This window comes from Sphingomonas nostoxanthinifaciens (assembly GCF_019930585.1).
GTDB classification, from domain to species: Bacteria; Pseudomonadota; Alphaproteobacteria; order Sphingomonadales; family Sphingomonadaceae; genus Sphingomonas_I; species Sphingomonas_I nostoxanthinifaciens.
Genome location: NZ_CP082839.1, coordinates 2,207,133 through 2,234,131, shown reverse-complemented (window position 1 = coordinate 2,234,131; position 26,999 = coordinate 2,207,133). Strand labels below are relative to the sequence as shown.

The 26,999-nt window shown below is 67.8% G+C and carries 23 protein-coding genes; 6 read left to right on the top strand and 17 right to left on the bottom strand.

Annotated elements, in window-relative coordinates; translation table 11 throughout:
- Positions 1-16 precede the first annotated feature (16 nt).
- The 3 genes from K8P63_RS10605 to K8P63_RS10595 all read right to left on the bottom strand — a co-directional run bounded on the left by K8P63_RS10605 (position 17) and on the right by K8P63_RS10595 (position 4,497).
- The gene (locus K8P63_RS10605; RefSeq protein ID WP_223796004.1) at positions 17-3,016 is read right to left on the bottom strand and encodes a TonB-dependent receptor; all 3,000 of its coding nucleotides are present in this window, start codon (positions 3,014-3,016) and stop codon (positions 17-19) included.
- Between the two features lie 84 nt (positions 3,017-3,100).
- Positions 3,101-3,976 carry a FecR family protein gene (locus K8P63_RS10600; protein ID WP_223796003.1) on the bottom strand — a complete coding sequence of 292 codons (876 nt, stop codon included), beginning with the start codon at positions 3,974-3,976 and terminating at the stop codon, positions 3,101-3,103.
- Complete coding sequence (locus tag K8P63_RS10595) at positions 3,970-4,497, bottom strand: RNA polymerase sigma factor (RefSeq protein WP_223796002.1); 528 nt, start codon at positions 4,495-4,497, stop codon at positions 3,970-3,972. Before K8P63_RS10595 ends, K8P63_RS10600 begins: the two co-directional genes overlap by 7 nt.
- A gap of 134 nt (positions 4,498-4,631) precedes the next feature.
- Between K8P63_RS10595 and K8P63_RS10590 the strand changes: the two genes are divergently transcribed.
- Positions 4,632-5,519, top strand: a complete 888-nt coding sequence (locus tag K8P63_RS10590) for a metallophosphoesterase (protein WP_223796001.1) — start codon at positions 4,632-4,634, stop codon at positions 5,517-5,519.
- 13 nt (positions 5,520-5,532) lie between these two features.
- On the opposite strand, the gene K8P63_RS10585 is transcribed toward K8P63_RS10590, so the two are convergent.
- From K8P63_RS10585 to K8P63_RS10540, 10 genes are all read right to left on the bottom strand, one after another.
- Entirely contained in the window at positions 5,533-5,982 is a 450-nt protein-coding gene (locus K8P63_RS10585) for a hypothetical protein (RefSeq protein WP_223796000.1), read from the bottom strand.
- Positions 5,982-9,320 (bottom strand): glycosyl hydrolase, encoded by a 3,339-nt coding sequence (locus tag K8P63_RS10580; RefSeq protein ID WP_223795999.1) that lies wholly within the window; start codon positions 9,318-9,320, stop codon positions 5,982-5,984. Before K8P63_RS10580 ends, K8P63_RS10585 begins: the two co-directional genes overlap by 1 nt.
- Positions 9,317-10,261, bottom strand: a complete 945-nt coding sequence (locus K8P63_RS10575) for an alpha/beta hydrolase (protein WP_223795998.1) — start codon at positions 10,259-10,261, stop codon at positions 9,317-9,319. Before K8P63_RS10575 ends, K8P63_RS10580 begins: the two co-directional genes overlap by 4 nt.
- Positions 10,261-11,565 carry a family 1 glycosylhydrolase gene (locus tag K8P63_RS10570; RefSeq protein WP_223795997.1) on the bottom strand — a complete coding sequence of 435 codons (1,305 nt, stop codon included), beginning with the start codon at positions 11,563-11,565 and terminating at the stop codon, positions 10,261-10,263. The genes K8P63_RS10575 and K8P63_RS10570 overlap by 1 nt, the downstream gene beginning before the upstream one ends.
- Complete coding sequence (locus tag K8P63_RS10565; RefSeq protein ID WP_223795996.1) at positions 11,562-12,452, bottom strand: alpha/beta hydrolase; 891 nt, start codon at positions 12,450-12,452, stop codon at positions 11,562-11,564. Before K8P63_RS10565 ends, K8P63_RS10570 begins: the two co-directional genes overlap by 4 nt.
- Positions 12,453-12,463: 11 nt before the next feature.
- Positions 12,464-14,752 carry a TonB-dependent receptor gene (locus K8P63_RS10560; protein ID WP_223795995.1) on the bottom strand — a complete coding sequence of 763 codons (2,289 nt, stop codon included), beginning with the start codon at positions 14,750-14,752 and terminating at the stop codon, positions 12,464-12,466.
- Positions 14,753-14,778: 26 nt separating this feature from the next.
- Positions 14,779-15,624: a fumarylacetoacetate hydrolase family protein gene (locus K8P63_RS10555; RefSeq protein ID WP_223795994.1), complete on the bottom strand. Its 846-nt coding sequence runs from the start codon at positions 15,622-15,624 to the stop codon at positions 14,779-14,781.
- A complete protein-coding gene (locus tag K8P63_RS10550) occupies positions 15,625-16,041 on the bottom strand; it encodes a GlcG/HbpS family heme-binding protein (protein WP_223795993.1) in 417 nt (138 codons plus the stop codon). It abuts the gene before it with no gap.
- Positions 16,038-17,606, bottom strand: coding sequence for a bifunctional 3-(3-hydroxy-phenyl)propionate/3-hydroxycinnamic acid hydroxylase (locus K8P63_RS10545; protein ID WP_398287417.1), 1,569 nt, complete (start codon positions 17,604-17,606; stop codon positions 16,038-16,040). The genes K8P63_RS10550 and K8P63_RS10545 overlap by 4 nt, the downstream gene beginning before the upstream one ends.
- 107 nt (positions 17,607-17,713) lie before the next feature.
- Positions 17,714-18,601, bottom strand: coding sequence for a LysR family transcriptional regulator (locus K8P63_RS10540; RefSeq protein ID WP_223795992.1), 888 nt, complete (start codon positions 18,599-18,601; stop codon positions 17,714-17,716).
- A 155-nt stretch (positions 18,602-18,756) separates the two neighbouring features.
- Between K8P63_RS10540 and K8P63_RS10535 the strand changes: the two genes are divergently transcribed.
- Entirely contained in the window at positions 18,757-19,647 is an 891-nt protein-coding gene (locus tag K8P63_RS10535) for a VOC family protein (RefSeq protein WP_223795991.1), read from the top strand.
- 20 nt (positions 19,648-19,667) lie between these two features.
- Positions 19,668-20,669, top strand: a complete 1,002-nt coding sequence (locus tag K8P63_RS10530; RefSeq protein WP_223795990.1) for a cupin domain-containing protein — start codon at positions 19,668-19,670, stop codon at positions 20,667-20,669.
- 2 nt (positions 20,670-20,671) lie between these two features.
- On the opposite strand, the gene K8P63_RS10525 is transcribed toward K8P63_RS10530, so the two are convergent.
- Both K8P63_RS10525 and K8P63_RS10520 read right to left on the bottom strand, forming a co-directional pair.
- The gene (locus K8P63_RS10525) at positions 20,672-22,117 is read right to left on the bottom strand and encodes a hypothetical protein (protein WP_223795989.1); all 1,446 of its coding nucleotides are present in this window, start codon (positions 22,115-22,117) and stop codon (positions 20,672-20,674) included.
- Positions 22,114-22,857, bottom strand: coding sequence for a MauE/DoxX family redox-associated membrane protein (locus K8P63_RS10520; protein WP_223795988.1), 744 nt, complete (start codon positions 22,855-22,857; stop codon positions 22,114-22,116). Before K8P63_RS10520 ends, K8P63_RS10525 begins: the two co-directional genes overlap by 4 nt.
- An 80-nt stretch (positions 22,858-22,937) precedes the next feature.
- Between K8P63_RS10520 and K8P63_RS10515 the strand changes: the two genes are divergently transcribed.
- Positions 22,938-23,339: a MerR family transcriptional regulator gene (locus K8P63_RS10515; protein WP_223795987.1), complete on the top strand. Its 402-nt coding sequence runs from the start codon at positions 22,938-22,940 to the stop codon at positions 23,337-23,339.
- Between the two features lie 19 nt (positions 23,340-23,358).
- Here the strand turns inward: K8P63_RS10515 and K8P63_RS10510 are convergent, their stop codons facing one another.
- Entirely contained in the window at positions 23,359-24,126 is a 768-nt protein-coding gene (locus K8P63_RS10510; RefSeq protein ID WP_223795986.1) for a glycoside hydrolase family 75 protein, read from the bottom strand.
- 101 nt (positions 24,127-24,227) lie between these two features.
- Here K8P63_RS10510 and K8P63_RS10505 point away from each other — a divergent pair, with 101 nt between their 5' ends.
- Both K8P63_RS10505 and K8P63_RS10500 read left to right on the top strand, forming a co-directional pair.
- Positions 24,228-25,220 (top strand): polysaccharide deacetylase family protein, encoded by a 993-nt coding sequence (locus K8P63_RS10505; protein WP_223795985.1) that lies wholly within the window; start codon positions 24,228-24,230, stop codon positions 25,218-25,220.
- Between the two features lie 277 nt (positions 25,221-25,497).
- The gene (locus tag K8P63_RS10500; RefSeq protein WP_223795984.1) at positions 25,498-25,965 is read left to right on the top strand and encodes a hypothetical protein; all 468 of its coding nucleotides are present in this window, start codon (positions 25,498-25,500) and stop codon (positions 25,963-25,965) included.
- A gap of 3 nt (positions 25,966-25,968) precedes the next feature.
- Here K8P63_RS10500 and K8P63_RS10495 read toward each other — a convergent pair whose 3' ends face one another.
- Positions 25,969-26,922, bottom strand: coding sequence for an MlaA family lipoprotein (locus tag K8P63_RS10495; protein ID WP_223795983.1), 954 nt, complete (start codon positions 26,920-26,922; stop codon positions 25,969-25,971).
- Between the last annotated feature and the right edge of the window lie 77 nt (positions 26,923-26,999).

Below are 26,999 nucleotides of genomic sequence, written 5' to 3'. Positions count from 1 at the left end.
TAGACGCTGCGCGCCATCAGAATTCGGCGGTGACGCCGAAGGTGAAGGTCCGGCCGCTCGTCGTGTAGACCTCGGTGCGGTTGGCGGTCAGGTCGGCGAATTGCTGGATCGGCTGGTTGGTGATGTTGATCGCGTCGACCACCAGCCGCAGGTGGCTGTTGATGTTGAGGTGCGCCTGCGCATCGACATTGTTGGTCGCGCGGATGCCGTCGCCGACATTGCCGCCGCTGCCGGCGCTGGTGAGGTATCGGCTGCGATAGGCGGTCGAGATGCGCGCGCCCCAACGATCCGTGTCGTAGTAAAGCGTCGCGTTCGCCGCCCATTTAGACAGGTTGAACAGCGGGATCCGCACCGTTACGCCGTTGATGATCGCCGACTGGTGGCCATCGAACCACGTGCCGTTGGCGTTGATGCCGAGATGCCTGAGCGCGCCCGGCAGGAAGGTGAAGTCGTGCTGCAGCCCGGCCTCGACGCCCTTGATGCTGGCGCCGGGGCCGTTGATCGGCTGGCTGACGTCGAACAGGGTGTTGCCGTCCTCGCCCTGCACCAGCAGCGACAGCGGCAGCCCGGTCTGGCTGTAGGGGATCTGCTTGGTGGTCGAGGTCGTGAAGCTGTCCATGCTCTTGTAGAAGAAGCTGAGCGACGCGAAGCCGTTGCGATCCATGTAATATTCCAGCCCGCCCTCGGCCGAGGTGGCCTTGTACGGCTTCAGGAACGGATTGCCGAAGCTGGCGCTGCCGCCATTGGGCCGCGTCGTCAGCGTGCCGGCCGCCGCCAGATCGGACAGCGCCGGCCGGTTGACGTTGCGGTTGACGCTGACGCGCGCGATCAGCTCGTGCGTCAGGCTGAGCGCGAAATTGGCGGCGGGCAGCCAGCCATGGCTGTTGGTGGTGATCGATACCGGCTGCAGCACGGTCGCGCCGCTCACGACCGTCGCGAGATGCCCTGACGAAGTGAGATCGGTCGAGTAATAGCGCACGCCCGCATTGGCACGCAGCCGCATCCCGAAGACCAACGTGTCGAGATCATATTGCGCGTAGCCGGCCCACGTCTCCTCGGCGACGCGATAGTCGCTGCCGGCGGTCAGATAGCTGGCGTTGAGGTTTCGCGGATCACCAATCAATGAATAAATGCCATCGATATTGCCGACGATGTACGGGATCTGCGAATCCCGGCCGATCACCTCCTTCAGATTGTCGGGAATAACCGTGTCGTTCGGCACATTGTGGAACACCTTGTTGGTGTAGGTGTAGCCGCTGTTGGTGAAGTGCTTATATTCGCCGCCAGCTTCGAAGTGCGAGGTGTCGCTGAGCTTGTAATCGCCGCTCAATTTGCCGTTGGCATATTTGTTCGTGATCGCATTTTCCTGCGTATCCAGCCGCATCAGCTGCCACTGGCCGGGATCGGTGACGTCGAAGCCGTAGCTGTTGACCGGCTCGGTCGGGCGATTGTCGAAGCTGAAGCCGTGATTCTTCGACTCCATGAACACCTTGTCGAACACCGGCTGGCGGAAGTTCGACTGCTCGTAACCGCCCAGCGCGCTGAACTTGAGCCGGTCGGTCGCCTGCCAGCTCGAATTGAGCACCGCCTGATAGAAATCGGTGTGGTTCTCGACTACATGATGCTCGCTGCGCTGGTCGACGCCGGTATAGCTGCCTGCCTCTAGCGTGTTGCCGACGATCGTCGCCGACTGGATCACCTGCGTGCCGCCGATCGGGCTGCCGGTCAGCGCGTTGGAGCCGGCGGCGGCGATGGCATAATCGTCGCGATGATCCCACAACCGGCCGTAGAGCAGATCGAGATCGATCTTGAAGGCGCCGGGATGATATTGCAGCGCGCCGGTGACGCCCAGCCGCTTGCGATCGGTATACCAGGTCGATGGCGATTCGGCCTGCGGAGCATAGATCGTGCCCGACTGCAGCAAAGCGCGCGTCGCGGGATCGATATTCGGCCCGATATTGGCGGGGTTATACTTGACCTGGCCCCAGCCCCAGTTGCGATAGCCATATTCGTTGCTCTTGATCTGCGAATAAGCGACCGAGATCAACGCGCCGAAATCGCCCCAGCGATCGGATGCGAGCGCGACGACGCGCGGGGTGACGCCGCTGGTGTTGGTGTTGGTCTGCCCCTGCGCCGAGACGACGAACTTGGCGCCCGAATAGTCGAACGGCTTGGCGGTATAGAGCTGCACCGTGCCGGCGATGCCACCTTCGTCCTGATCGGCGGCGTAGGATTTCTGCACCGAGACGCGGTTGAACAGTTCGGACGCGAACAGGCTGAAGTCGAACGAGCGGGTACGGCTGACGCCGCCGCGATTGTCCATGCCCGACGCGGTGTTGCCGAGCACCTCCATGCCGTTGAGCTGGGTGCGGGTGAAGTCCGCACCGAGGCCGCGCAGCGTGATCTGGCGGCCCTCGCCGCTGTCGCGGTTGATCGTCACGCCGGGAATGCGCTGGAGCGATTCCGCGAGGTTGAGATCCGGGAAGGAGGCGATGTCCTGCGCGAGGATATCGTCCTCGGAGCCGATCGCGTTGCGCTTGTAATCCTGCGCCAGCCGCAGGCTTTCGCGATAACCCTGCACCAGGATTTCGTCGGGAGAGCCCGCCGTCTGGCCGCTCTCAGGGCCGATACCGGCGCTCAGCTCTGCCGCCGTGGAGGCCGCGGCCACCGGCGCGCGGCGGCGCTGGGTAGGGTCCGGGCGCAGCACCGCCACGTCTCCCTCGATCGCGGCGGCGAGCCCCGTGCCGCGCAGCATCAGGTCGAGCGCCTGGCGCGCGCCGTGCGTGCCGGAGACGGCAGCGCTGCGCTTGCCCTCGGCCGCATCGGGCGCGACCACGACCTGCACGCCGGTGGTGCGCGAGAATTGCGACAGGCTGGCGCGCAGATCCCCCGCCGGGATCGCGAAGCTCGCCTCCCGGTCGAAGGCGGCGGTCTGGCCATAAGCCGGTGCGCAGGTTGCTGCCGCGGCCAAGGCCACGGCAAGGCTAAAGGTGGTCGATCCGATCGGCCGTCGCATGTCTGTCCTCCGCTCGCCGCGATGTGCGGCCCCCCACGGAAGACGGGCACGGCCCCGAACCCGGACAAACTTTTTTTCGAGCGGTCAGTCGCGCGTGGCGGCGGCCGGCTGGAGACGGATGCGGTCGCCATCGCGCACGACCGTGAAGCCGTAGGCGCCGCCGATCACGCGAAGCAGCCGTGCCGGATCGTCGAGCCGGAAGCGCCCTGCGATCGGGAGCGCCGCCAGCCGCGCCGGCGGCGGCAGCACCAGCGGTCCGGTGCCGCGATCGAGCGCCTCGACCACGTCGCCGAGGCGCATGCCCTCGGTATCGAGCCAGCCCTCGCGCCAGTCCTGCTGCGCCGGGTCGAACAAGGTCGGTCGATCGATCGTGCCGTCGCGATAGCGCGATCGCCAGCCCGCACGGACGACGACGCCCGCCGAGCCCGGTGCGGTGCCGGCGAAGCGCACCGCGCCGCGATAGACTTCGAGCTCGACCTGCCCATGCATGCGGTCGACGTCGAAGGCCGTCCCCAGCACTCGCCCGTTGACCGCACCGGCGGTGACCACGAACGGCCGCTTGGCGTCGTGCGCGACGTCGAAGAAGGCCTGGCCCTCGGCGAGCTCGACCGTCCGCCGGTCGCGGTCGAGCGTCACGTCGAGCCGGGTGGCGCCGTTCAGCCGCACGCTCGATCCATCGGCGAGGTGGACCAACCGCTGTTCGCCGCGCGCGGTGCTGTAGTGGATCGTCGTCGGGGCGGGCGTCTGCAGCTGCATCCAGCCGCCGAGGCCGAGCACCGCCGCCAATGCGACCGCCGCCACCGAGCCGACTGCCCGTCGGCGGTTCGCGCGCATCGCCCGCACCTGCTCGTTCGACAGACGGCCGAACGCCGCTACCTCAGTCAGCGCTTCGGCCAGCGCAGGATCGTCAGCGGACGCGCGCCGATCGGAAAGCCGGTTCCTGTCGATCGCGGCTACCATTCGAGCGCAAGTCCTCGCCGTTCCAGCGCGTGGCGCAAGTCGGCGACGGCGCGCGTCACGTGCTTCTCCACCGCGGCGCGACTGAGATCAAGCTCTGCGGCGATCGTCGCGACCGCATCGCCATCGAGCCGCTGGCGGGTGAACACCTCGCGTCGGAGCGGTGGCATATGGCGAAGGGCTGCGACCAGCACGTCCACCCGCTCGCGATAGGCCAGCACCTCGTCGATCCGCGGCGCGGGGCAGGGGATCTCGTCCGCCAGTTCGACGCGCGTCGGGGCGGTGCGGGCACGGCGCAGGTAATCGTGGATCAGGTTGCGCGCGATCGCGAAGCAGAAGGCGCCGACGTTGGCGACCGTGCGGGTGCGGCCATAATCGTACAGGCGCAGATATGTCTCCTGCACCAGATCCTCGCTCGCATGCGAATCGCGCAGTCGCCCCTCGACGAAGCGCGACAGCGATCGGCGCAGTTCGAGATCGGCGAGCGGCCGGGCGCAATCCATTGCCGGCGCAAGCTCGGTCATGCCCGCACTCCGTTTTTCGCGGCATGCCGCGTCGGACGATTCCCCATCATCTGCCGGCCCCTGATCGCTCCAGAACGGCCTTAAAAATGTAAGATGAAGTCTGCATGACACCCCGCATCCGTTCCGGAGGCCCGATGATCCGTGTCCTGTTCTCTGCGCTGCTTGTGGTCGCGATGACCGCCAGCCTGCCATCCGGCGCTGCGGCCGAGCGGCCTTCGTTCAGCTTCGGGGCGATCGCCGACTGCCAGTTCGCGGCCGAGCCCGATGCGCCGCCGCGGCTCTATCACACCGCGCCGGACAAGCTGGCCGAGGCGGTGACGCGGTTCGATGGCGAGAAGCTGGCGTTCGTCACCCACTTGGGCGACTTCATCGATCGCGACTGGGTCAGCTACGACGTGTTGCTGCCGATCGTCCGACGCTCGCACCATCCGTGGCGCTTCGTGCTCGGCAATCACGATTTTGGCGTGCCCGACGCGCAGAAGGCGGCGGTCCCGGCCAAGCTCGGTATGCCGGCGCGCTATTACAGCTTCACCAAGCACGGCTGGCTGTTCATCGTCACCGACGGCAACGATCTCAGCAGCTACGCCTGGCCCGAGGGCAGTGCCGAACATGCACGCAGCATGGCCGCGCATGCCGGCCTCTATGCCGACAAGCCTTTATGGGACGGCGGCATCGGCGACGTGCAGATGAGGTGGATCGACGCACAGCTTACCCATGCCGACGCCGCGGGACAGAAGGCGGTACTGCTCAGCCACTTCCCGCTCTATCCGGCCAACCCGCACAATTTGTGGAATGCCGATGCGATGCTGGCGCTGCTCGATCGGCATCCGTCGGTCAAGATGTGGCTCGACGGGCATAATCACGAGGGCAATTACGGGCTGCGCAACGGCATCCACTTCGTCAATCTGAAGGCGATGCTCGATACGACCGAGACCGCTTATGCGCGGATCGACATGTTCGCCGACCGGATCGAGGTCCACGGCTTCGGCCGCCAGCAGGACATGGTTTTGCCGCTACGCTGAACGCCCGTACGCATCAGCCGCCGCCCGACGTCCCGGCCCGCCGAAAGCCGGCGGTCAAGGCGAGCCAGGTCACGACGCCGCCGAGCAATGCGCCATAGGCCATCTTGACGAGCAGGCAGGGCAAAGCCGGCAGCGTCCCCGCCGATCCGCGCGTGGCCAGCCACGCCGCACCCCCGGCGACGATGGTCGCGACGATCGCTGTCGCAACGGCGCGGAGGACGAACGGCCGGCGCGGGAGGCCGAATGCGCGCGCCATCAGCAGGCCGGGGACGAGGCTCCCCATCAGCGCGACCATGAAGGTCTGCGGCAGCACGTCGACGCGCAACGTGGCGATCTGCGCCGGGCGGCCGAGGCCGAACACGATCAGGAAGAAGATCAGGCTCAACGCCGTGTTGATCGCCGCGCTGATCGTGCATTCGCGGAGCAGATAGCGCCCGCGGGCTGGCGACACACCGACACCCATCACCGTTGCTCGATCAAAGTCACCGGCCCGATCAATCCCGACGGACGCAGCGGGGCGTCGGGCAGGTAGGTCGGCGCGGCGACGAAGGCGACCTTGGTCACGCCCGGCTGGGCATCGCCGATCAGGCGGTTGGCCCAGAGGTTGGCGACGTTCACTTCGATCAGGTTCGCGCCCTTATGGGCGGCAGCGCCGATGTCGATGCGATAGGGTGCGTGCCACAGTGTACCGACCGAACGGCCGTTGACGCGGACCTCGGCCACGTCGCCCACTCGGCCAAGATCGAGCAGCAGCTTGGTGCCGGCCGTGCGGCGGGGCACGGCCAGAGTGGAGGCATAATGCGCGACGCCCGAGAAATAGCGGACGCCCGATTGCGCTTGCTCGTTCAGCGGTGCGAGCGCCGGAAGCGTGAGTTCAGCAGGAGCGCCGCGATTGGCCTGGAAGGAAATGCGCCATGGAGCGGCCGCCGTTGCGATCGTCCGCTCGATCGGCGGTACCACCGTCTGCGCGCGATCCGGCGTCGGGCGACGGAACACCACGAACAACGCCTCCTCGGGCGCGAAGTGCAGCGGAACCGCGGTGACCGCTCCCTCCTGCCGCCACGTCGTCGCTGCGACCGTTCCGCTATCGGCGTGCCAGATCTCCGCCGCGCGCCCGCCGACGCGGAAGCGAGCCGTGATGTCGAGTGGCCGCCCGGCCCGGTTGACGAGGAAGTAGATGTCGCCGTCGGTGGTCGCGCGATGCTGGAAAGGCACGTCCGCAGGGTCGGCCCCCGAGACTGCCACGTCCGGGCCGATGCCCAGCCCGGTCAGCACCGCGCCGGCATCGTCGCCGATTACCGCCCGATGTGTGTCGGATTGGGCGGTTCCCTGCGGCCATAGCCGCTTCACCAGCGCCGCAAACGCGGCGGGGTCGTCGCCTAGCGACGGCGTCTGGCGGGGCGGTTTGCCGACGACGGTCGCGCCCGCGTCGATCAACGCCGCGATATGGCGCAATGTCGGCAAGGTCATACGCGCGCTGGTGCCGCCGAGATAGAGGGCGCGATAATGCGCGCCCGCGGGGGTGACGATCTCGCGCCCGTCGACGCGCATTTCGGCATCGATCATGTCGGCGTCGACGAAATCGAAGCCCCGTCCGATGGGAAGATCGTCCGGTAAACCATTGAGAAATAATGCGGTGAGCGGCGCCTCTTCGCCATGGAAGTAAGCGATGTCGGCGACATGGCTGCCCTGCTGGAGCAGGAAGCTGGAGCGGGCGAGATAGTCGACCCACGGCCGCGCCATCTCCGCCCACGTCTCGTGGCGGTTGAAGAACTGGCCGAAGATGGCGAGGCTCAGCCCCGGTTCCTTGTCGTCCATCGGCGAGTGCGGCGAGGTGTGCACCACCGGGCGGCTCACGCCCAGCACGAACTCGAGATCGGCGATCGGCTTCAGGTCGACGGGGGCATAGGCCCAGGGCGAAAAGCTGCTGGTGAAGGATTCGGCGGCGACGACCGGACGGCCATAGACATGCGCGACCGATGCGGCGCCGAGCACGTCGCCGACCAAAGTCGGCCGCGGCGTGCCGCCGTGCGGGAAGGCCCACATCGCCGCCATCGGCACGTCGGCATGCGACCGCATCGCGAGATCGTCGCCGAGCTGCGGCCGCCCATTCTCCAGCGCCTCGCCATAGAGCGTCAGCTTATGGTCGTGGGCCACCTGCCCGATCGTGCCGTAATGCTCGCGCGCGAGCAGATCGGCGAGGGTGCGGCGGTAATCGTAGAGGAAGCGGTCGCTCTCCACGCGCGATCCGACCACAGCACCGGTGAGCGCCGGCAGCCACGGCCGGGGATCGTAACCACGCAGCGCCTTGAACGCATCGAGCATCTGCGGCGTCCAATTGGCGTCGCCCGCCTCGATACTGTCGGTCACCAGTGCGTTGATGCCGCTTCCATCAGCTCGCAGCTGATCGCGGTAAGTATCGAGATAGGTGGCGAGATAGCGGCGCACCGCGGCGCCATCATATTTGTCGACCTCCAGCCCGGTCGCTTCGTGTGTCGCGGGGTGGTTGGTGGTGCCGACCAGCGACCAGCCGAGCCGCACGATCCGCCACCGGCCGGCGGGCGGGGTCCAGTCGAGCCTTCCGTCGGGCTTCAGCCGGTCGGAGATGTCGATCACTCGCGCGGGCGCGATGCCGGGTTCATCAGGCGCGTCGCTGGCGAGCGCGTAATAATCGGGCACGGTGGCGAAGCCGGCCTTGGCCTCGAAGCGGTCGATCCGCTCCTCGCCGGCGAGGCGTAGCGTGCCGATGCTGATCGTCGTGGGCGCCGGGCCGCTGGGAAACACGCCGCCGGCGATCGCACCCGGCGCAGGTGGCGCAAGCCCCGGCGCAGGCGGTACGTGGTTGGCGGCGAAGACGAGCCTGAAATGGCCGGCCGTGATCGGCGCGAAGGCGATCGTCGTCGGCACGTTGGTGAGCGGCAGGGTGGCGACCTGTTTCCACTGACCGGCGACCTGCGCTTCGAGCGTGGGCAGAAACTCCGGATCGCCAAACGGCGGCACCGCATTGGGCACGAACAGCGTTACGGCGCGGATTGGCTGCGCCTTGGGAAATGCGATGTCGATCATCGCAGGCTGCGCCGCCGTGCCGCGCGGAATGGCGACGGCGGTATCCTCGCGCGCATCGACTAGCAGGCGTGCATCAAGCACTTTGCCATCCTGCGCAGTCATGTTCGGCAGCGCGAGCGATGCGTCCGCGATCGGATAGGCAAGGACAGCGATCGCCCCGGCCGCCTGGCCCTTCGGGGCTGCATTGCCGCCCTCGAACGCCGCCAGCGCATCGAAGAACGGCGCCGTACCGTAGGGACCGGTGTTGGCGGGCAATGGCGGCAACGGTGCAGCCACCTTACGGCCGCCCTGCACCTCAAGCTCGCTCCAGACGAGCTTCTTCATCGCGTCGGCCGGCGGGACCCACGGGCCGCCCGTCTCGCTCCAGCCGGGGGAGGAGGCGATGGCGATCTCGAGGCCCAGCCGGTTGGCCGTGTCGACCGCATGCGCGAACGCCGCCTTCCACGGCGGGCTCATGTAGATCAGCCGCTGCGGCACCACCTGCGGCGTGCCGAGCGAGGCGTCGAACGTCTGGACCCCGCCGAGCCCGACGCGCTTCATCCATTCGAGATCCTTGGTGATCCCATCCTCGGTGATGTTGCCGTTGAGCCAGTGCCACCACGTCCGCGGCCTCGCCGAGGCGGGCGGATCGCGGAAGCCGTCGCGCAGCGGATCGACGCCCTGCGCGACCGCCACGTGCGAGGCGGCGGCCAGCCACGCCGCGGCCAGCACCCGGCCGAAGTCGCGTGCGCTCACTTCGCCTTCCCCAGAAAGCCCTGCGTCGCCAGCCACAGGCGGAACTCGTCGAGCACGAGCGTCGTGGTCGTACCGGGGCGGCCCATGCCGAAGCCGTGATCGCCATGCGTGTAGGCGTGCAACTCGACCGGCACGCCGGCCTTGTGCCACGCCTCGACGATGCCGAAACCCTGACGGCCGAAAAGAGGATCGTCGAGCGCGAGCGCCGCGAACATCGGCGGCGCGCCCGCCGGCACCGCGATGGCGCGCATCGGGCCGTAAATATAGCCGAAGAAGGCCGGGCGGTCCGCGCCTGAACCGGTGAGGACGGCCTGCAGCGTCGTCATCGCACCCGCCGAAAAGCCGATCATGCCGACCCGCGCGGGATCGATCCGCCACCCGGCCGCGCGGCTGCGCAGCAGCGCGAGCGCGCGCAGTGCATCCTGGGGTGCGCGCGGCTCCGAGATATCCGCCACCTCGCCCGTCGCGGCGACCGGGGCCATCCGCTCCGCCACCACGCGCATGAACGCCTGGTCGTCGGTGGGGGTAGGGTTGAGCCGGTATTTGAGGACGAAGGCGGCGACGCCATGATCGGCGAGCCAATGCGCGATCTGGAAGCCCTCGCTATCCATCGACAGCGACAGGAAGGCACCCCCCGGCGCGACCAGCACCGCCGCGCCGGTCGCCTTCGCCGGATCGGGCAAAACGGGCGTGATCGTCGGCTCGCTGACATTGCGCACGATCCGGCCGCTCATGTGCGTCCCGTCCGGAAAGTCGCCGATCAGCGTATCCCAGTTTTCGGCCGCCTGCGGCTTGGGCGGCGATCCTGCGGGGTAGAGCGGGATCGCACCGGCGCTGCTCGGCGGCGCGATCCGCTCCAGCCGGAAGCGGGGGCCGGCGGGCTGCGCCGCCAGCATGGTAGGCGCGAGCAAGGCGGCCGCGGCGAGCAGATGCTTCCACATCACAGGCTGTTCCTCCGGGCGATGGCGGCTAGGATGGCCGAACTCGGCTTGGGCGTGCGGCGGAAGGTGACGGGGTCGAGCGTGCACAGCCCGAAGTGGACGCGATAGCCGAACACCCATTCGAAATTGTCGACCAGCGACCAATGGACATAGCCCTGCACCGGGACGCCGTCCGCCATCGCCTGCCGTAATCCGGCGAGTGCGGCGGGGATCAGGCGGGCGCGGAGCGTGTCGTCGTTGGTGCCGACGCCATGTTCGGTGACGATGATCGGCACGCCAGTCGCCTGATGGGCGTAGCGCACCGCGCCTGCCAGCGAGAGCGGGTAGACCTCCGCACCCGAATAATTGACCTCGGCGCCCTTCGGCACCGGCAGCTTGCCCGAGGCCGTCCAAACCTGCCGCTCGTAATTCTGCACGCCGAGGAAGTCGTCGCCGCGCACGGCCTCCAGCCACGGCCCGTAGAGCTTGGCGCGCATTGCATCGCGCATGCTGCCGGGGCCGGCCGCCTGATCGTCGAACATCGAGAGGCTGACGCCCACCGGCAGGTCCGAGCGGACCGCCTTGATCGCGGCGCCGCCGGCCTTGTGCCCGGCGATCAGGTTGATCGTCGCCTGGGGCACGTCCTCCAGCATCATCGCATTGGCGGCGGCGAACTTGGCCGACCCGCAGGCCCGCGCGGCGGCTGTGAGCATCGCATTCTGCCCGGCGATCACCGGCGGCGGCAACACCACCGACAGGATGCTCATGATGTTGGGCTCGTTCAGCGTCGTCGCGTGGCCGATATCCTGCGCCAGATGGCGTGCGGCCCGATCGCAGAAGCGGCCGAACAGCTTCGGCGCCTCGGGATTGGTCCACCCGCCGAGTGCGGAGAACCAGCGCGGCGCGGTGAAATGGTTGAACGTCACCATCGGGTGCAGGCCGCGCGCGCGGCAGCCCGCGACGATCGCCTTGTAATGATCGAGCATCGCGATCGAGAACAGGCCGGGCTCCGGCTCGATCCGCGCCCATTCGAGGCTGAACCGATAGGTGTTGAGCCCCATCGATCGCACCAGATCGAGGTCGGTCTGCCACAGAGCGAAGCTGTTGCACGCGTCGCGCGACGGCTCGGTGTAGATGGTTGGCTTCACATTCTCCATCAGCCAGGAGTCGCTGTTGACGTTGTTGCCCTCGACCTGATGGCCGGCGGTCGCGGTGCCCCACAGGAAGTTGGCCGGGAAGGCTCCGCCGCCCGTGGCCGGAGCGGCGAGCCCGCGCGTGGCACCCGCCGCCGAGATGGCAGCGAGCATCGTCCGTCGATCGATCATGGCAGGGGCTCCTTGGGATGGTCGCTCGCGACATCGGCGATGAAGGCGAGCATCGCCTCGGCCAGCCGCGTGTCCCGGCCGCCGATGTGATAAGCGAGGCTGAAATGGTTGTGGCCGGACAGGATGCGCGTCGCCGGCAGCGTGCCGTGCCGGGCGAGCCGGGCGGCGAGCAGCGAGACCAATTCCTCCTGGAAGCGCGGCGGATCATATTCGGCGCAGGCGAGGAGCAGCGGCAATGCCGTGTCGACCATCGCCGCGAGCGGCCGGCGCGTCGGATAATCCGATGCCGGGCCGTAATAGAGCGTGTCGCGCTCATCGAGCGGCGTGAAGCCATAGAGGCCCGACAGCAGGATCGCGCCGCGTACCCCCGCCGGATCGGGCCGCAGCCGCAGCGCGGTCGCAATGTGCGTCGACCCCGCCGACGTGCCCGCCAGCACGATCCGCGCGGGATCGCCGCCATGGTCGGACGCCTGTGCGCGCAGCCAGTCGATTGCGCCGTTCACGTCCTCGCCGCCCGCCGGCCACTGATTGTCGGGTGCGAGGCGGTAGTTCATCACCGCGCCGACCATGCCGTTGCGTGCCGCCCAGCGCCCGACATGGGCGTTGAATGGATGATTCTCGCTCGCTTTCTCGCCGCGCAGAAAGCCGCCGCCATGCACCCACAAAAGGACGGGCGCCGGCGCGCTGCCCTCGACGCGCGCATAAACGTCGAGCTTCTGTCGTGGATCGTCGCCATAGGCGACATCAGCCGCAGTGACCGGCTGGTCAGCGGCCAGCCTGTCCTGCTCGCCGCGATAGAGCGCATAGACCGCCGCCAGCATGTCGGGCCCGAGCTGGCGGCCCATTGCGGCGATCGCGCGCCGTTCGTCGGGTGGCTGCGACGCCATTCTGCCCCTCCTCAGAACTTGGCGTCGACGCTGAGGCCCACCTGGCGGAACGAGGATGGCCCGTAGATCGCGCCGACATTATCCGCGCCGTTATAAGGCAGGCTGCTCTGCATGAGCAGCGGTTCGTGGACGTTGAACAGGTTGCGCGCGAACACCGCCAGCGCGAAGCGATCGTCCGCGGTGCGTGCGCCCAGCCGGCCGCCCATCACCCAGTGCGGCAGGTAAGTGGTGTCCCTGATCTGGTTCGCCTCGTAGCGGACGCGCGACTTCCACACCGCGTCGGCGGCGATGAAGCCCTTGAACCGATCGGTGATCGGATGCTCATATTCGCCCGAGAAGGTGAACTTGTACTTGGGCGCATAAGCGAGCTGGCTGCCGCCGATGTTGGTGCCGTCGGTGCCGATGAAGCTGGTCGGGTAGGTCGCCTTGGTGTAGATGAAGCCGGTATTCACCGACAGGCCCTGGAACACACGACCGAACAGATTGACCTCGCCGCCGCGCGTCTTCACGCCGTCGATGTTGGAAGTCAGGCAGTTGATGACGCCGGTGGTCGCGACCACCGTGCACTGCTGTGCCTGATAGCCCTGCACCTTGGTATAATAAGCGTTGATGTCGAGCACCCAGCCACCGAACAACGTGCTCTTGACGCCGACCTCATAATCCATCGGCACTTCCGGCCTCACCACATAAGGTGCGAGGGGAAGCGATGGCGTCGCGATCTGTCCGCCCTTGTAGCCGCGCGAGGCGGTCGCATAGGCCATGGTGTTGCGCATGAGATCGTATTGCGCGCCGAAGCGATACGAGATGCGCTCGGTGCTCAGCCCCTCATGCTGGTAGTTGTTGGTGGTGCCGATATCGAGATTGTAGCGATCGAGCGTCAGATCCTCGCCGGTGAAGCGGCCGCCGGCGATCAGGCGCAATTTGGGCGTCACATGCAACGTGCCCTGGCCGAAGATTGCGAGCGACTGGTCGGTGATCGTGTCGTTCGCACCGAGCGACGTCTGGATCGGGATGATGAATCCCGGCACCGGCTGCAGCCGCACCGTCAGCCCTTCGGGCGCGCGCCGCTCGCGCTGGTTCGAGTAGAAGGCGCCGATCGTATATTCGAACGTCTGGTTGCTTGGCGACGTGAGCCGCAATTCCTGCGTGAACAGGCGCAGGCGGCGGTCGACGGCAAGGTTCTGCACCTGCAGCTCGAACGGATCGGCGCGGAACACGTTGGTCGCCGCACCGAAGCCCTGATCGACGTTGCGTCGATAGGCGGTGATCGAGGTCAGGTCGAACGGCCCGGCGTCATAGTCGACCTGCACCGATGCGCCGTAATTCTTGCTGCGATCGGCGAAGGTCTGGCTGGTGCAATAGTCACGATTGCCGACGCCGGGCGTCACGCCGCAGCTTGCCAGCCGTGCGGTCAGACCAACCGGATCGACGCCCGCGCCGCCGAGGAAGGGGCCGGGGCCGCCAGTCTTGACGAAGGTGAAGAAGTCGCCGCCATTATTGAAATATTGGTGGGTATAGTCGCCGATCAGGTTGACCGTCAGGTCGCTCGACGGCCGCCACAATAGCCGCGCGCGGAAGCCGTAGCGGTTATTGTCGTTGAGATCGCCCGTGGTGGCGTTGCGATCGACGCCCTGGCGGCGATTGAGCAGGCCGGACACGCGGATGGCGGCATCCTCGCTCAGCGGCATGTTGACGACGCCCTGCACGATCTGGTCGCCATATTTGGAGCCGGCGGTGCCCGCGTCGGACAATTCGCTGTGCACGCGCGCGCTGAAGCGGGTGGGGTCGGGGGCGTTGGTGGTGATGTTGATGACGCCGGCCGAGGTGGTCAAGCCGAACAAGGTGCCCTGCGGGCCCTTGAGCACCTCGATCCGCGACACGTCGAACAGGTCGCCGATATTGGCGTTGCCCTGGCTCACCTGATCGACGACGATGCCGACCGAGGCGACCGCGCCGGCCGAGAACGTCTGCGTGCCGATGCCGCGGATCGCGCCGCCGCCGCCCGTATTCTGCCCCGGTGCGCCCGAGATTTCGAGCGAGGGAGAGATACGGCTGAGATCGTTGACGGTGTTGACCTGCTGCCGTTCGAGCTGCGCCTGATTGGCGACGGTGATCGAGATCGGCACGGTCGCTACGCGCTCCTGCCGTCGCTGCGCGGTGACGACGATCTCGGCAACTGCGGAAGTATCGGTGCTGCTTTGCTGGGCATTGGCGGACGCGGCGCTTTGCTGCGCGCGCGCGGCGGTCGCGCCCGCCAGCAGGCTGGCGGAGGCGAGAGCGGTGATGGCTATGTTTTTCATTGTTTTCCTCTCCTGATGCCGGCCCGTCAGTGGAGCCGTTGTTCATCCAGTACGTGGTTCCGAAGCGTACCGACCGGGCCGATCGCGATCTCGACGCGGTCGCCGTCCTTCATCCAGAGCGGCGGCTGGCGCTTGGCGCCGACCCCGCCCGGCGTTCCGGTGGCGATGACGTCGCCGGGCAGGAGAGGGGTGAAGGCGGAGACGTAGGCGATGATCTTCGCGATCGGGAAGATCATGTCGCGGATCGGCTGGTCCTGCACGATCGCGCCGTTCAGCCGCGTGACGACATGGACGTCGGCGAGGTCGCCGGCCTCGTGCGGCGTCACCAGCTGCGGGCCGAGCGCGCCGGTGCCGGGGAAGTTCTTGCCGGGGGTGAACTGGCTCGTATGCCACTGCCAGTCGCGGATGCTGGCATCGTTGAAGCAGGCATAGCCGGCGACATGGTCGAGCGCATCGGCCTCCGCGATCGCCCGGCCGCCGCGGCCGATCACCACCGCCAGCTCACCCTCATAATCCAGATTGGTCGAGACCGGCGGCCGCAGGATCGGCTGCCCGTCGGCGACGAGCGTGTCGGCGAAGCGGGTGAAGATCGACGGATGATCGACCTTCGCGCGGCCGGTCTCCTGGCGGTGGCTCTCGTAATTGTGGCCGACGCACAGGATCTTCGCTGGATTGGGGATCACCGGCAGCAGCAGGATGTCCGCCAGCGGCAGCCGGGTCGCGCCGCCGAGGGTCGCCAGCATGCCGTCGGCGAGCGCGGCCTTCAGATCGGCCGGCGCGCCCGGCTCGGCACCGAGGTCGATCACCTGATCGCCCTCGACGCGACCGTAGCTTGCGGCGCCGTCGCGGCGTCGGAAACTCACGTAAGCCACCTAGCTGTCTCCCTGCTGATATGCGGCTGCGCCCGCCTTGGCGCAGGCTTCGTCGATGTCGGGCCGGTCGCCGCTCACCCCGATCGCGCCGACGAGCGCGCCGTCGCGATCGTGGATCAGGATGCCGCCGGGCGAGAGCGCGAGTGCCCCGCCGGTCGCGATCGTGACGCTCGTGAAGAAGGCCGGATTGTCGGCGGCGCGCGCGGCGATTGCGCGCGTATCGGTGCCCATGCCCAGCGCGCCATGCGCCTTGGCGCGGGCAATATCGAAACGGAACAGGCTGGCGCCGTCCTCGCGCGCGAAGGCGACGGGATGCGCGCCCGTGTCCAGCACCATGACGGCCACCGGCGCGGCGTCGGCAGCGCGCGCCGCCGCGAGCGTCGCCGTCACCGCCGCCTGCGCAACCGAAAGCCTCATGCGACCGGCTCCCGCTGCGGGCAGAGATGCAGCACCGTACGCGCGCTTTCGATCAGCGCGGCGAGATCGTCGCGGGCCGTGCCGAATACATAGGCGTCGGGCCGCACCAGCACCGCGCGGACGTCGCGTTCGGACAGCCAGCGGGCCAGGGTTCCGTCGTCGCGCACCGTCGCGACCTCGATCACGGCAACATCGAGCGGTGCCAGCGCCGCACGGACGCGCGCGAAATCTGCTTTCCGCGCATCATCGGCAACAAACAGACGCCATCCGCCGCCCGTCACGTCATCCAACAGCCGCTGCCTGCCGCCGGCCTCGACCCATGGCTGCACGAAGCGCTCGCCCGCGCCGGGTGTCTCGGCCGCGACGACACCGTCGCGATAGGCGGGGATGAGGTCGGCCGCTGTGCCGGTTGCGCCGGCGCGAGCCCGCATGCGCATCGCCGCGTCGCGCACGGCGGCGCGTTCCGGATCGAGTTCGCAGATATACCGCCCCGCCTCGATCGCCGCGGTGACGACGCTGCGGACATGCGGATCGCGCTCGACGCCGTAGCTGTCGAGCAGCCTGGGTGCAGCGAGCCCCCGCACGACCAGCGCCAGCTTCCAGATCAGGTTCGAGACATCGCGCATGCCATGGCACATGCCCTGGCCGAAGAAGGGCGGCGTCTGGTGCGCGGCGTCGCCGGCCATGAACACGCGGCCCTGCCGCCACCGCTCGACGATCAGGCCGTGAAAGCGATAGGTCGCCGCGCGCAGAATGGTGTGCGGAACGCCGTCGAGATAGGGCGCGAGCAGCCGCGCGACCGCCTCCGGCTGCATCATCGCCGCATCGTCCTCGCCCGGCAGCAGCATGAACTCCCACCGACGGACGTTGCCGCGCCCCGGCACGATCGTCGTCGGGCGCGCGGGATCGCACATCATCACCGAAAGCTGCTGCAGATCGGCTTCGGACGGCACGTTCCACAGATCGGGGAAGCGAACCGCGCCTTCGACCTCGACGTCGACAACCAGCCACGGCTCCTCGAACTGGAGATCCTCGAGCGGGATATCGAGCGCTTTGCGCACGCCGCTGCTTGCCCCGTCGCATGCGATCAGCCAGCGCGCCCGCGCGCTTCCGCCGCCCCCAAAGCGCAGGGTGACGCAATCCGCATCCTGATCGAAGCCGGTCAGTTCGGTGCCCAGCCGCAGCGTGGCGTTGGCGTAGCGCGCGATACCGTCGCGCAGCCGATCCTCGAGCTCGGGCTGATAGAAGAAGTAATCGTTGGCCCAGCCAAACGGCTTGGGGCGCCCGGCCGTGCCCATGTAGCGGATCACGCCATGATCGGCGCCGACATGCAGGTGGCCCTCGGTTTCGCGCATCCCCGGCTCGATCGCGTCGACCAATCCCACCGTCTGGAACAGGCGCATCATCTCATGATCGAGATGCACGGCGCGGGGCAGGGGATGGGGATCGGCTTCGCGGTCGATCACCAGCACCGACAAACCGGCTTCGGCGGCAAGGTTTGCCGCCAGCGCGCCGACCGGCCCACAACCGACCACCGCCACGTCGAATTCGGGCTGCACGTCCAAGAACATCCTCCTGGCCGGTCGTCGCCGGCCCGGCGGATCAATGACGCCGGAGGATCATGCGTGTAAAATAATCAATTTGGGTAGTAGTATAGGTTTGGCCTATAGACCTATTCTTCGACCAGCGCCGCGCTGAAGCGCTGGGCGAGATCGCTCAGCGGGCGGCCGCGCAATGTGCGCATGCCGATGCTGCGATTGAGTTCGACATCGGCGATCGGAATGGCGCGCAGCACGCCCATCGCCAGTTCGGGCGCCACCACCCCACGCGGCAGTACCGTCACCCGGGCGCTGCGACGCACGATTTCCTTCGAGGTGAGCAGCGAGTCGCACCGGATCACGTCGAGCGGCATCGGCGTCTCCGCGGCGAGGAACAGCGCCTCGATCTGACGGTGAAAAGCGCCGGCGACGCGCGGCAGCACCCAGGTAAAACGCTCGAGCGCGGCGAGCGACACGCTCGGCCCCAATTCGGTGTGTACACGGCCGACGATCAGCGCGAACGGGTCGCGCGCGAGGCTCGTTTCCTCGATGTCGTCGGGCGGCGACTGGACGCCGGTGGTGACGAGCGCGATCTCGATCTCGCCGCGGCGGAGCAGATCGATCAGCTGCGCGTCGGATCGTTCGATGACGTGCAGGCTCATCCGCTCGTCGGGTCGCATGCGGGCGATGGCGGCGGGCACGAGGCTGACCAGCGCGCCGGGCGTGCCGCCGACGCGCAGCGGCCCGGCCAGCCCCATCCGGGCCAGTCGCACCGCTTCGTCGGCATCGCGCAGCAACGCCTCCATCATCTCGGCGCGCCGCATCAGCGCCTCGCCAGCGGGGGTGAGGGTCACGCCCTTGCGCCCGCGAACCAGCAGCTCGCCGCCGACGCTGCGCTCGAGCTGGGCGACCGCGACCGATACCGAGGGTTGCGCCACGCTGAGCCGGCGCGCGGCGGCGCTGATCGAGCCATCCTGGCAAACCGCGAGGAAGATACGGAGAAGACGGGGATCCATCGTCATTCGAGCGCGCCTGTTCCGGTCAGTTCCATAATCCTCTCCTATAGCTATCCCCAAGATCGCTATTTGTCAGAGGGGATTGGAGCGGTCCATAGATGCCGACAGAACAAAGAGAGGAGAGGCGAGATGCACCCGTGCGGCGCGGCGACGCGCGACCGATGAGCGCGAACTTTGCGATCTCCGCGCTGCGCAGCGTCGATCTGGTCGTCCCCGATCTGGCGGCGGCGCTCGATTTCTACACCCACGTCTGGGCGCTGGAGCCGGTGCATCACAGTGGCGGCAGCGCTTGGCTGCGCGGCACCGGCGCCGATACGCAAATCCTTGCGCTTCACGCCGGTGACGCCCCTGCGATGCGCTCGATGACGCTGCGTGCGCGCGACCGTGACGCGCTCGACGACGTCGTGGCGCGCGCCCGCGCGCACGGTTGCCACGTCGAGACCGCGATCGAACTGGACGAGCCGGGCGCCGGGCGCGCTTTGCTGATCCGGGATATGGCGGGTCGCACGATGCGGGTCGTCGCCGACGATGCCGCGCGCTTCGCCGACGATCCGCTTGCCGACCATCCGGAGCGGCTGGCGCACGTCAACATCAACAGCGACGATGTCGCGCGCGACCAGGCCTTCTTCACCGACGTGCTCGGCTTCCAGCTGACTGATCGTTCGAAGATGATGGCGTTCGTGCGCACCAATCGCGATCATCACTCGATCGTGATCGCCGAAGCGCCGGTCAACACGCTCAACCACGTCGCCTTCAACCTGCCCAGTTGGGAGGGGGTGATGCGCGCGTCGGGCCGGACGATCGACGCCGGCCTGCCGATGGGCTGGGGCGTCGGCCGCCACGGCCCCGGCAACAACGTGTTCGCTTACTTCGTCGATCCGTTCGGCATCGTCGTCGAATATACCGCCGAGGTGCTGCAGGTGGACGAGCATTATCGCGTGCGCGGCCCCGACGAATGGACGTGGCCGCCGGGCAGGACCGACCAATGGGGCATCGCCCCGCCCAAGAGCGAGGCATGCAAGCGGGCACAGCTCGCCATTCCCTTCGCGTGATCCAGAACAGGAGAGGATCGATGACCGACCAGACCACGCTTCCCGGCCTCGAGCCCTATATCTTGCGCGCCGGCGAGGGCATTTCGCACCTCGTCGCCAATCAGATCGTCCGCACGCTGGCAGGCGTCGAGCAGACGGCCGGCGGCTTCGGCGCGGTAGTATGCGACTGTCCGCTCGATCGCTTTCCGGTGCCGATGCACTGGCACGAGCGCGAGCATGACACCTGGTTCGTCACGCGCGGCAAGCTGCAGGTGTGGTGCAACGACGGCAGCCGCATCCTCAGCCCCGGCGACTTCGCTTATGTGAAGCCGCGCGACACGCACAGCTACCAGAGCGTCGCTCCGCGCAGCCAGTTCTTCGGCATCGTCGCCCCCGGCGGCTGGGAGCAGTTCTTCGCCGATGCGGGCGAGGTGTGGGGCATGACGGCGCTGCCGCCGTCGGACCGGCCGATCAATTTTCCGAAGCTCGGCGCGGCCATCGCCAAGCATGGCATCATGCGCGTGGACGAGGCGGTCTACGGGCCGGCGACCCCGATCGGGGAGGGCGATCAGGCGCTGCCGGGCGAGCATCGCTCCTTCTTCCTGGAGGCGAGCTTCGGGCCGCGCGGGACGCTGGCCGGCCATCTCGTTACAAGCGTGCTCACGGCGGCCGAAACCAACGGCATGGTTGAGATGCGCGTCGTCGAGGGCGGACGCGATGCCGCCATGCCGACGATGCATCACGCGGCAACGCACGTCTTCCTCTACGTGCTGGACGGGCTGGTCGAACTGACGCTGGACGGCGAGGGGCTCCGGCTGACGAGCGGCGACGCCGCCAACATCCCGGCCGGCACACCTTATGCAACGCGTATCGCCAGCGGCAGCGCGCGCTGGATCGTGGCGAGCGCCAATGGTGACGGCACCTCCTTCTGGAGCCGGGCGGCGGCGGACGCGCCGACCTACTCGCACCCGATGACGGTCGACCGCGACGCCGATCTCGCCCGCCTGCGCGCGCTGACCGACATCGACGTCGTGATCGCGTAAGCCTAGCGGATACGCCGATCGCCGAGGCTGACGCGCGTGTAGAGCATGAAGCTCTTCACGCCGTCGCCGCCATAGGTCGGCACCAGCCGCTGCGGATAGGCATAGGCGCTGACCAGGCCGCCGAGCGCGAGGCGGACGTCGCCGGTGACCGACAGCTCGTATTGATAGCCGAGGCTCATCTTGTTGACCGGGATCACCTGGCCGTGGAGCGGGCTGGTGTCGTCGAACAGTTCGCTCTCGTCCTCGCGCTCGACGCGGGCGAAGACCGTGTGGCGGTCGGCCCACCGCAGCGCGCTCTCGGCCAGCCAGCCGTTGAGCGCCGGGCCGGGCTGCTCGTTCTTGATGCTCCACGCGACCGTGCTCGCCCAATTGGCGCCGGGACCGAGCGGCAGGTTGTAGCTTGCCGATGCGGTGGTGCGCTGCTCGTTCACCTCCGGGTGCAGCTGCTCGGGCGAATGGAGGAAGCCGGTCGAGGCCTGGAGCGAGAGGTTGCGGGTCGGGTTCCAGAAGATGCGGACGGACCAGCTGTCGAGCGCGGGCGTCTCGGCATCCCAGCGATATTGGTCGGGCTCACGGCCCTTGAACGCGCTCGCCTCGATCTTCCACGTGTGCGTCGAGAAGCCGCCGGTGACCACGCCCCACGTGATGTGGGTCGAATCGAACCAGTGATGGCCGATCGGCGCCTCTGGATTGTCCATCCCCGAGATGCGGTGCATGAAGGTCGGCGGCCCCAAGGCAGGCTCGCCCGGCAGGCCTGCGTAGAGGTACAATGCCCGGCCCTCGCCGATATCGTGCGCGTAGCTGGCGGCCAGTTCCATGAACAGATCGTGCGGATGCTGGCGATCGACCAGCTCGGTGCGGCCGTTTGCCGTCTCGCCGGTCGCGAACAGCAGGGGGTAGCCGGCGGCGCCCATCACCGGATCGAGCGAGAGCATTGCGCGCAGCCCGAACCGGCCATGGTCGCCCACCGGCCGCGCCGCCATCAGCATCGCCATCGATTCCACGAAAGTCTTGGTGTCGCCGCGCGGGCCGCCCTGATTGTCGTAGACGAGGGTCGCGTTGCCCTGCGCCATCGCCATCCAGCTGCCCGCGTGGATCATCGTCGCGTAGAGCGGTGAGCTCTCCGGCTGCCACGCCGTGCCCGACGCCTCGCGGTTCATCGCGAACGGGCCGAGCGTGGCGGGCATCGCCATGGCGTGCCCCTCCATCGCGGCCATCGGCATGTCGGCCGGCATCTGCCCGTCGTGGCTCATCTGCCCGTCGTGCATCGGCGCCATGTCCATCGCCGGCGGCGTGGCGGTGGCACTGCTTTTGGCCGGCGGCGGGGCAGGTCGATCGTCCATGCCCGGCATGTCCATATACGCGTGCGGATCCATCTGCGCGGCGGCGGCGGCAGGGATCAGCGCGAGCAGGAGTGCCAAAGGGATCGTCTCGATGCGCAGGGTCATCGCACGATCATCCAGATCGCCATCGCGACCATCATGACATTCTCGACCAGCGAGACGAAGCCGAGCGGCACGTTCGAGCCGCCGCCGACACAGGCGCAGCTGAGTTCGCGCCGGTCAAGGTAGACCGCCTTGAACACCGATACCGCGCCGATGCTGCCGATCACCAGCGCGACCGGCACGGAAAGCCATTTCATCACGCCCGCGGTCATCAGCACCCCTGCGAGCGCCTCGAGGAATGGATAGGCATAAGCATACGGCACCCAGCGCCGCGCCAGCAGGTCGTAGTTCAGGAACATGGTGGAGAAGCGCTCCACGTCCTGCAGCTTCAGGATCGCCAGCACGCACATCGACAAACTGATGAACCACATCGCAGCCTGAACCGTGGCGGGCGTGCCGAGCGTGGCCATGCTTGCCGCCGCCGCCATCAGCGCCGTCATCGCGAACACGGCAGCGACCGGACGATAGCTCTTCGCGCCCGCCGCCGGCGCACTGCTGCCGAAGAAGCGCGCGAGATCGTCGTTGCCGCCGATCCGCACCCCGCCGATGAAGGTCTGCGGCGTGGTCTTCACGTCGTGCTCCGCCTTGAACGCCGCCGTCTCCGGCTGGGTGCGCAGCCAGCGGTCGTCGACATGGTAGCCGTGCCGCTCGAGCTGCCACTTCGACTTCAGCCCATGGGGGCAGACGTGCCCCGGCATGACCATGCGATAGAGGATGGCGGTGCGGTCGTCGGCGGTATCCATCGGTGATCCCCAGATGCCGGACGCTTGCCCGGCCGAGCATCGCGGCGATATAGCCTCCGTACCACGGTACGGAGTCAAGCATGGCGGCGATGACGATTGCGGGGCTAGCGCGCGAGGGCGGCGTCGGCGTGGAAACCGTCCGCTATTATCAGCGCCGCGGCTTGCTGGCGAAGCCCGATCGTCCCTACGGCGCGGGCGGCGGTGGCACCCGCCGGTATGGCGACGCGGACGTTCGTCGCCTCTGCTTCATCCGCACCGCGCAGGGCGCCGGCTTTTCGCTGGATGAGATTGCCGACCTGATGGAACTCGATGCGTCGCGCGATCGCGGCCGGGCGCGGGAGATTGCGCGGGAGCGGCTGCGCGAACTGGATCGACGCATTGCGGACCTGCAGGCGGCGAGGAGCTGGCTGAGCCGCCTCGAGGACGAGTGCACCGCGAGCGCGGTTGGCCCGTGCCCGATCCTGCTCGCGCTCGAAAATTGAGCGAATCCGGCGGACAAGCCTATTTCGGGCGCGATTGCGTCCACAGGCGCATGCCTTCCCGTCGCACGACAGCGGCAATGTTGCGCGGCGTCAGATCGTTGCGCGCGCTGCCCGGATAGATGATCGTCGTCACGTCGGACGAGATGCTCTGTCCCTCGTCATCGACCCGGCTGCACACGCCGCGCTGGTCCTTGGTGGCGCATTGCTCCTTGCCCAGCGCGCGATGCAGCGCGAGCGATCCCTCGCCCAACTTGCTGTAGGGGACCGTGTCGGCGACGATGACCGGCACGACGCGCCCGTTCGCGATCACGACGCCGAAGTCGCCGACGTGCACGCCGGTCAGGCGGGCGAACTCACCCGCGACGTCGGGCGGCCCCGCCTCGGGGATGACGACGTAGGGCACGGCATCGGCATCTACCGGCACCTCGCGGCCCGCCGCGTCGGTCAGCATCAGCGAGGTGGGGCACTGGTCCATGCGGCCATGGTTCGGCCCGCAGGCGAATGCCGAGCCGTCGAGATCGACTGCGAGCTTCGAGACATAGGCGATCGCCCCGCCCGGCAGACGACGCAGCGCCGTGACGCGATTGGGGTCGCCCGCGCACCCCCGCGTGTAGCGCGATCGGTAACCGCGGAAGCTGCCTTCATCATCGCACAGTGCGAACTGGCGGCGGTAATTCTCGCTGATCGGCTCGCCCGAGGGAAGGTCGACGCCCACAGGCCATGGGCGTGCCGCCACCGATGGCGTCGCGGTTGCGGCGACGCCCAGCATGATTGCGAGCAGCTTCATCGAGAGCATCAAGAATGTCCGTGCCGGTAAAGCCGCGTCCAACGGTTTCGGTGCAGCTTTGGGCCCTTCTTGATGCGATCCGCTTGGGATAGCATCGCGGCATGAGCCATCGACGTATCGCGCGGCAGACGATCGCACGCTTTCTCGCGGTATTTGGCGGGATCGGGCTTGCCTTCAGCCCTGCGGCGGCCGGCACCGTGGCGATCACGTTCGACGACCTGCCGATCTTCGGCCTGCATGCGACGGCAACGGAGGCGGGTGCGATCACCACCGGGTTGCTCGACGGCTTTCGCAGCCATCACTGGCAGGTGACGGGCTTCGTCAACGAGATTCAGCTGGCTGGGCCGGATCGCGAGCAACGGATCGGCCTGCTGCGGCGCTGGCTGGATGCCGGCATGGATCTGGGCAATCACAGCTATTCGCACCTCTCGCTGACCAAGACGCCGCTCGACGCCTACATCGCCGATGTCGCGCGGGGCGAGGCCGTCACCCGCGTGCTCGATCGGGAGCATGGCAAACAGGAGCGATGGTTTCGCCACCCCTATCTCGAAACGGGGCCGACCTTAGCGATCCGCCACGGTTTCGAGGCGTGGCTGAAGGATCACGGATATCGGGTCGCGCCGGTCTCGATGGAGAATTCCGACTGGGAATTCGCTGAGCCCTACGACGCCGCGATCGCACGTCACGATGAGGCGCAAGCGGCGGCGATCCGGGCGGCCTATCTCGATTATACCGCCGCGGCGCTGCCCTGGTATCGTAAGGCTGCCGTGACGCTGCTGGGGCGGGAGCCGGCATTCGTCCTGCTGCTGCACGCCAGCCGGCTGAACGCGGCCAGCATCGACGCGCTCGCGGCGATCCTCGACGCAAACGGGCTCCGATCGGTCACGCTGGATCGCGCGATGCGCGACCCGGCCTATCGCATCGCGGACGATTATGTTGGCCCCGATGGCGACGAATGGCTCACCCGCTGGTCGCTGACGCTCCATCGCGACCTGCCTTATGCCAGCCTGCCCAAGGTGCCCGCGTGGATCGCCGATCTCGACCAGAAGATCGAGACCGCCGCTCCCGACGCCCAGGCGCCGCCGGTGAAGTGAAAACTTCGGTCCGATTCCTGCGGCTTCCGTTGTCGTGGCGCGCGGGTCGGGCCTACAGAAAGCCCATGCGTACTCATCGGTCGATCCTCCTCCTGGCCCTCCTGCTGGCGGGCTGCCACGGTGGCGCGGCGCCGAAATCGTCGCCGGTCGGCAACGGCGCGCCGGGGTCGCTCATCGTCGCCGAGGCACCCGATGCGCAGTCGCGCCGGATCGTGGCGGCGGCCGATGCCTTCCTTGCCATTTCGGGGCAGCGGGTGCCCATCCGGTCCACGAGGTGGTGCAGAACGCCTACATCACGCTCGCGCCGGGGACGATCGGGCTCCAACTCGAGCTGACGGCCGGACCCAAGGTTGCCGGCACGATCATCGCCGCGCTGGATGCGAACGGCGACCGCAAGGTCGCTCAGGCCGAGGCCCGCGCCTTTGCCGATCGGGTACTCTCGGCTTCACGCCTGACGGTCGACGGACATCCGCTAAGCCTTCGCGTGGTCTCGGCCGACGTGCCATCCTACGCCGCGCTGCTGGGCGCGCATGGCACGATCAAGATCGTGGCGACGGCGCGCTGGGCCGACCGCCCCGGCACCTCGACCCTGATCTATCATAACGGCTACAGCCCGGCCGAAAGCCGTTGTGATGCCAACATCTTCATGAAGCAGGCGAACAGCCCTAGCTATCGGGTCATCGCGCAGCAGCGAAGCGATGACGGGCGCAGCCTTGTCGTCCGATATGCGACCTCGCGGGTCTGACGACTAGGCCTGCTCTTCGACATCTCCGGCCATATCCTCGCCTTCCGGCACCTGCCCGGTCGGCACCGACAGGACGACATCGCCGCTCGCGGCCGGACTTTTGGGTAGTGCGGGCGGCGGCACATCGGGCCGAGCAGGGCTTATCCCATGCAGGCCATCGATCTCGGCCTGGCGTCCGCGCAGGAATTGTTCGCGCCGCCGGGCATAAGGATCGTCGGCTTCGCGCGCTGCCTGAAGATCGTCGTCGGAGCGGACGCGCCGGCCGAGCGCGTTCAGCGTGCCGGTGCTGAGCGAATAGAGCAGCCGATTGAATGGCGCGCCGACCGCCAGCGGAAGAACGAGCCGATCCACCCCGCCGCCGATTGCATCCCGCACGGTGGTGGGCCCGATCAGGGGCAGGAACAGATAAGGCCCCGCCGCCACCCCATGATAGCCGAGCGCATCGCCGAAGCCGTTCGGGCGGCGCGGCAGGTTGAATGGGCGGCGCTTGGCGACGTCGAACAGCCCGCCCACTCCGGCGACCGAGTTGATGACCAGCCGTCCGGCGGTCTCGGCGGCTTTGCCCGGCTTAAATTCCAGCAGGAAGCTGATGATCACGACCGGCTCGCGCGTGTTGTTCAGGAAATTTCGGATGCCATCCTGAACCGGCACCGGCACCGTGCGTGCATACCCCATCGCCACCGGGCCGACGACGGCATCATCGACGTCCTGCGCGATGGCGAAGGACTTGGCGTTGACCGCGACCAGCGGATCGGCGCGGGTGGAGCGATGTCGCGCGTGGACCACGATTTCGTGCTCGTCCGCCATAGGCCGGGCATCGGCCCGTCGCGGGGCAGCGCCGCCCTGATCCTCGATCGTCGCGTGTCGTTCTTCCACCGTCGAAACGGCCGTCGGCGGCGCGCCTGCTACGGCGGCGTCGAAGCTCATCGCCATGACGACAAAGGGAATCAAGTGCACTGAGGATCCTTCGAGGTGCCCAGACCAGTAGACGCCTCCAGCCGAGCTTTTCCGCATCAAAGCGGGCATATCTCAAC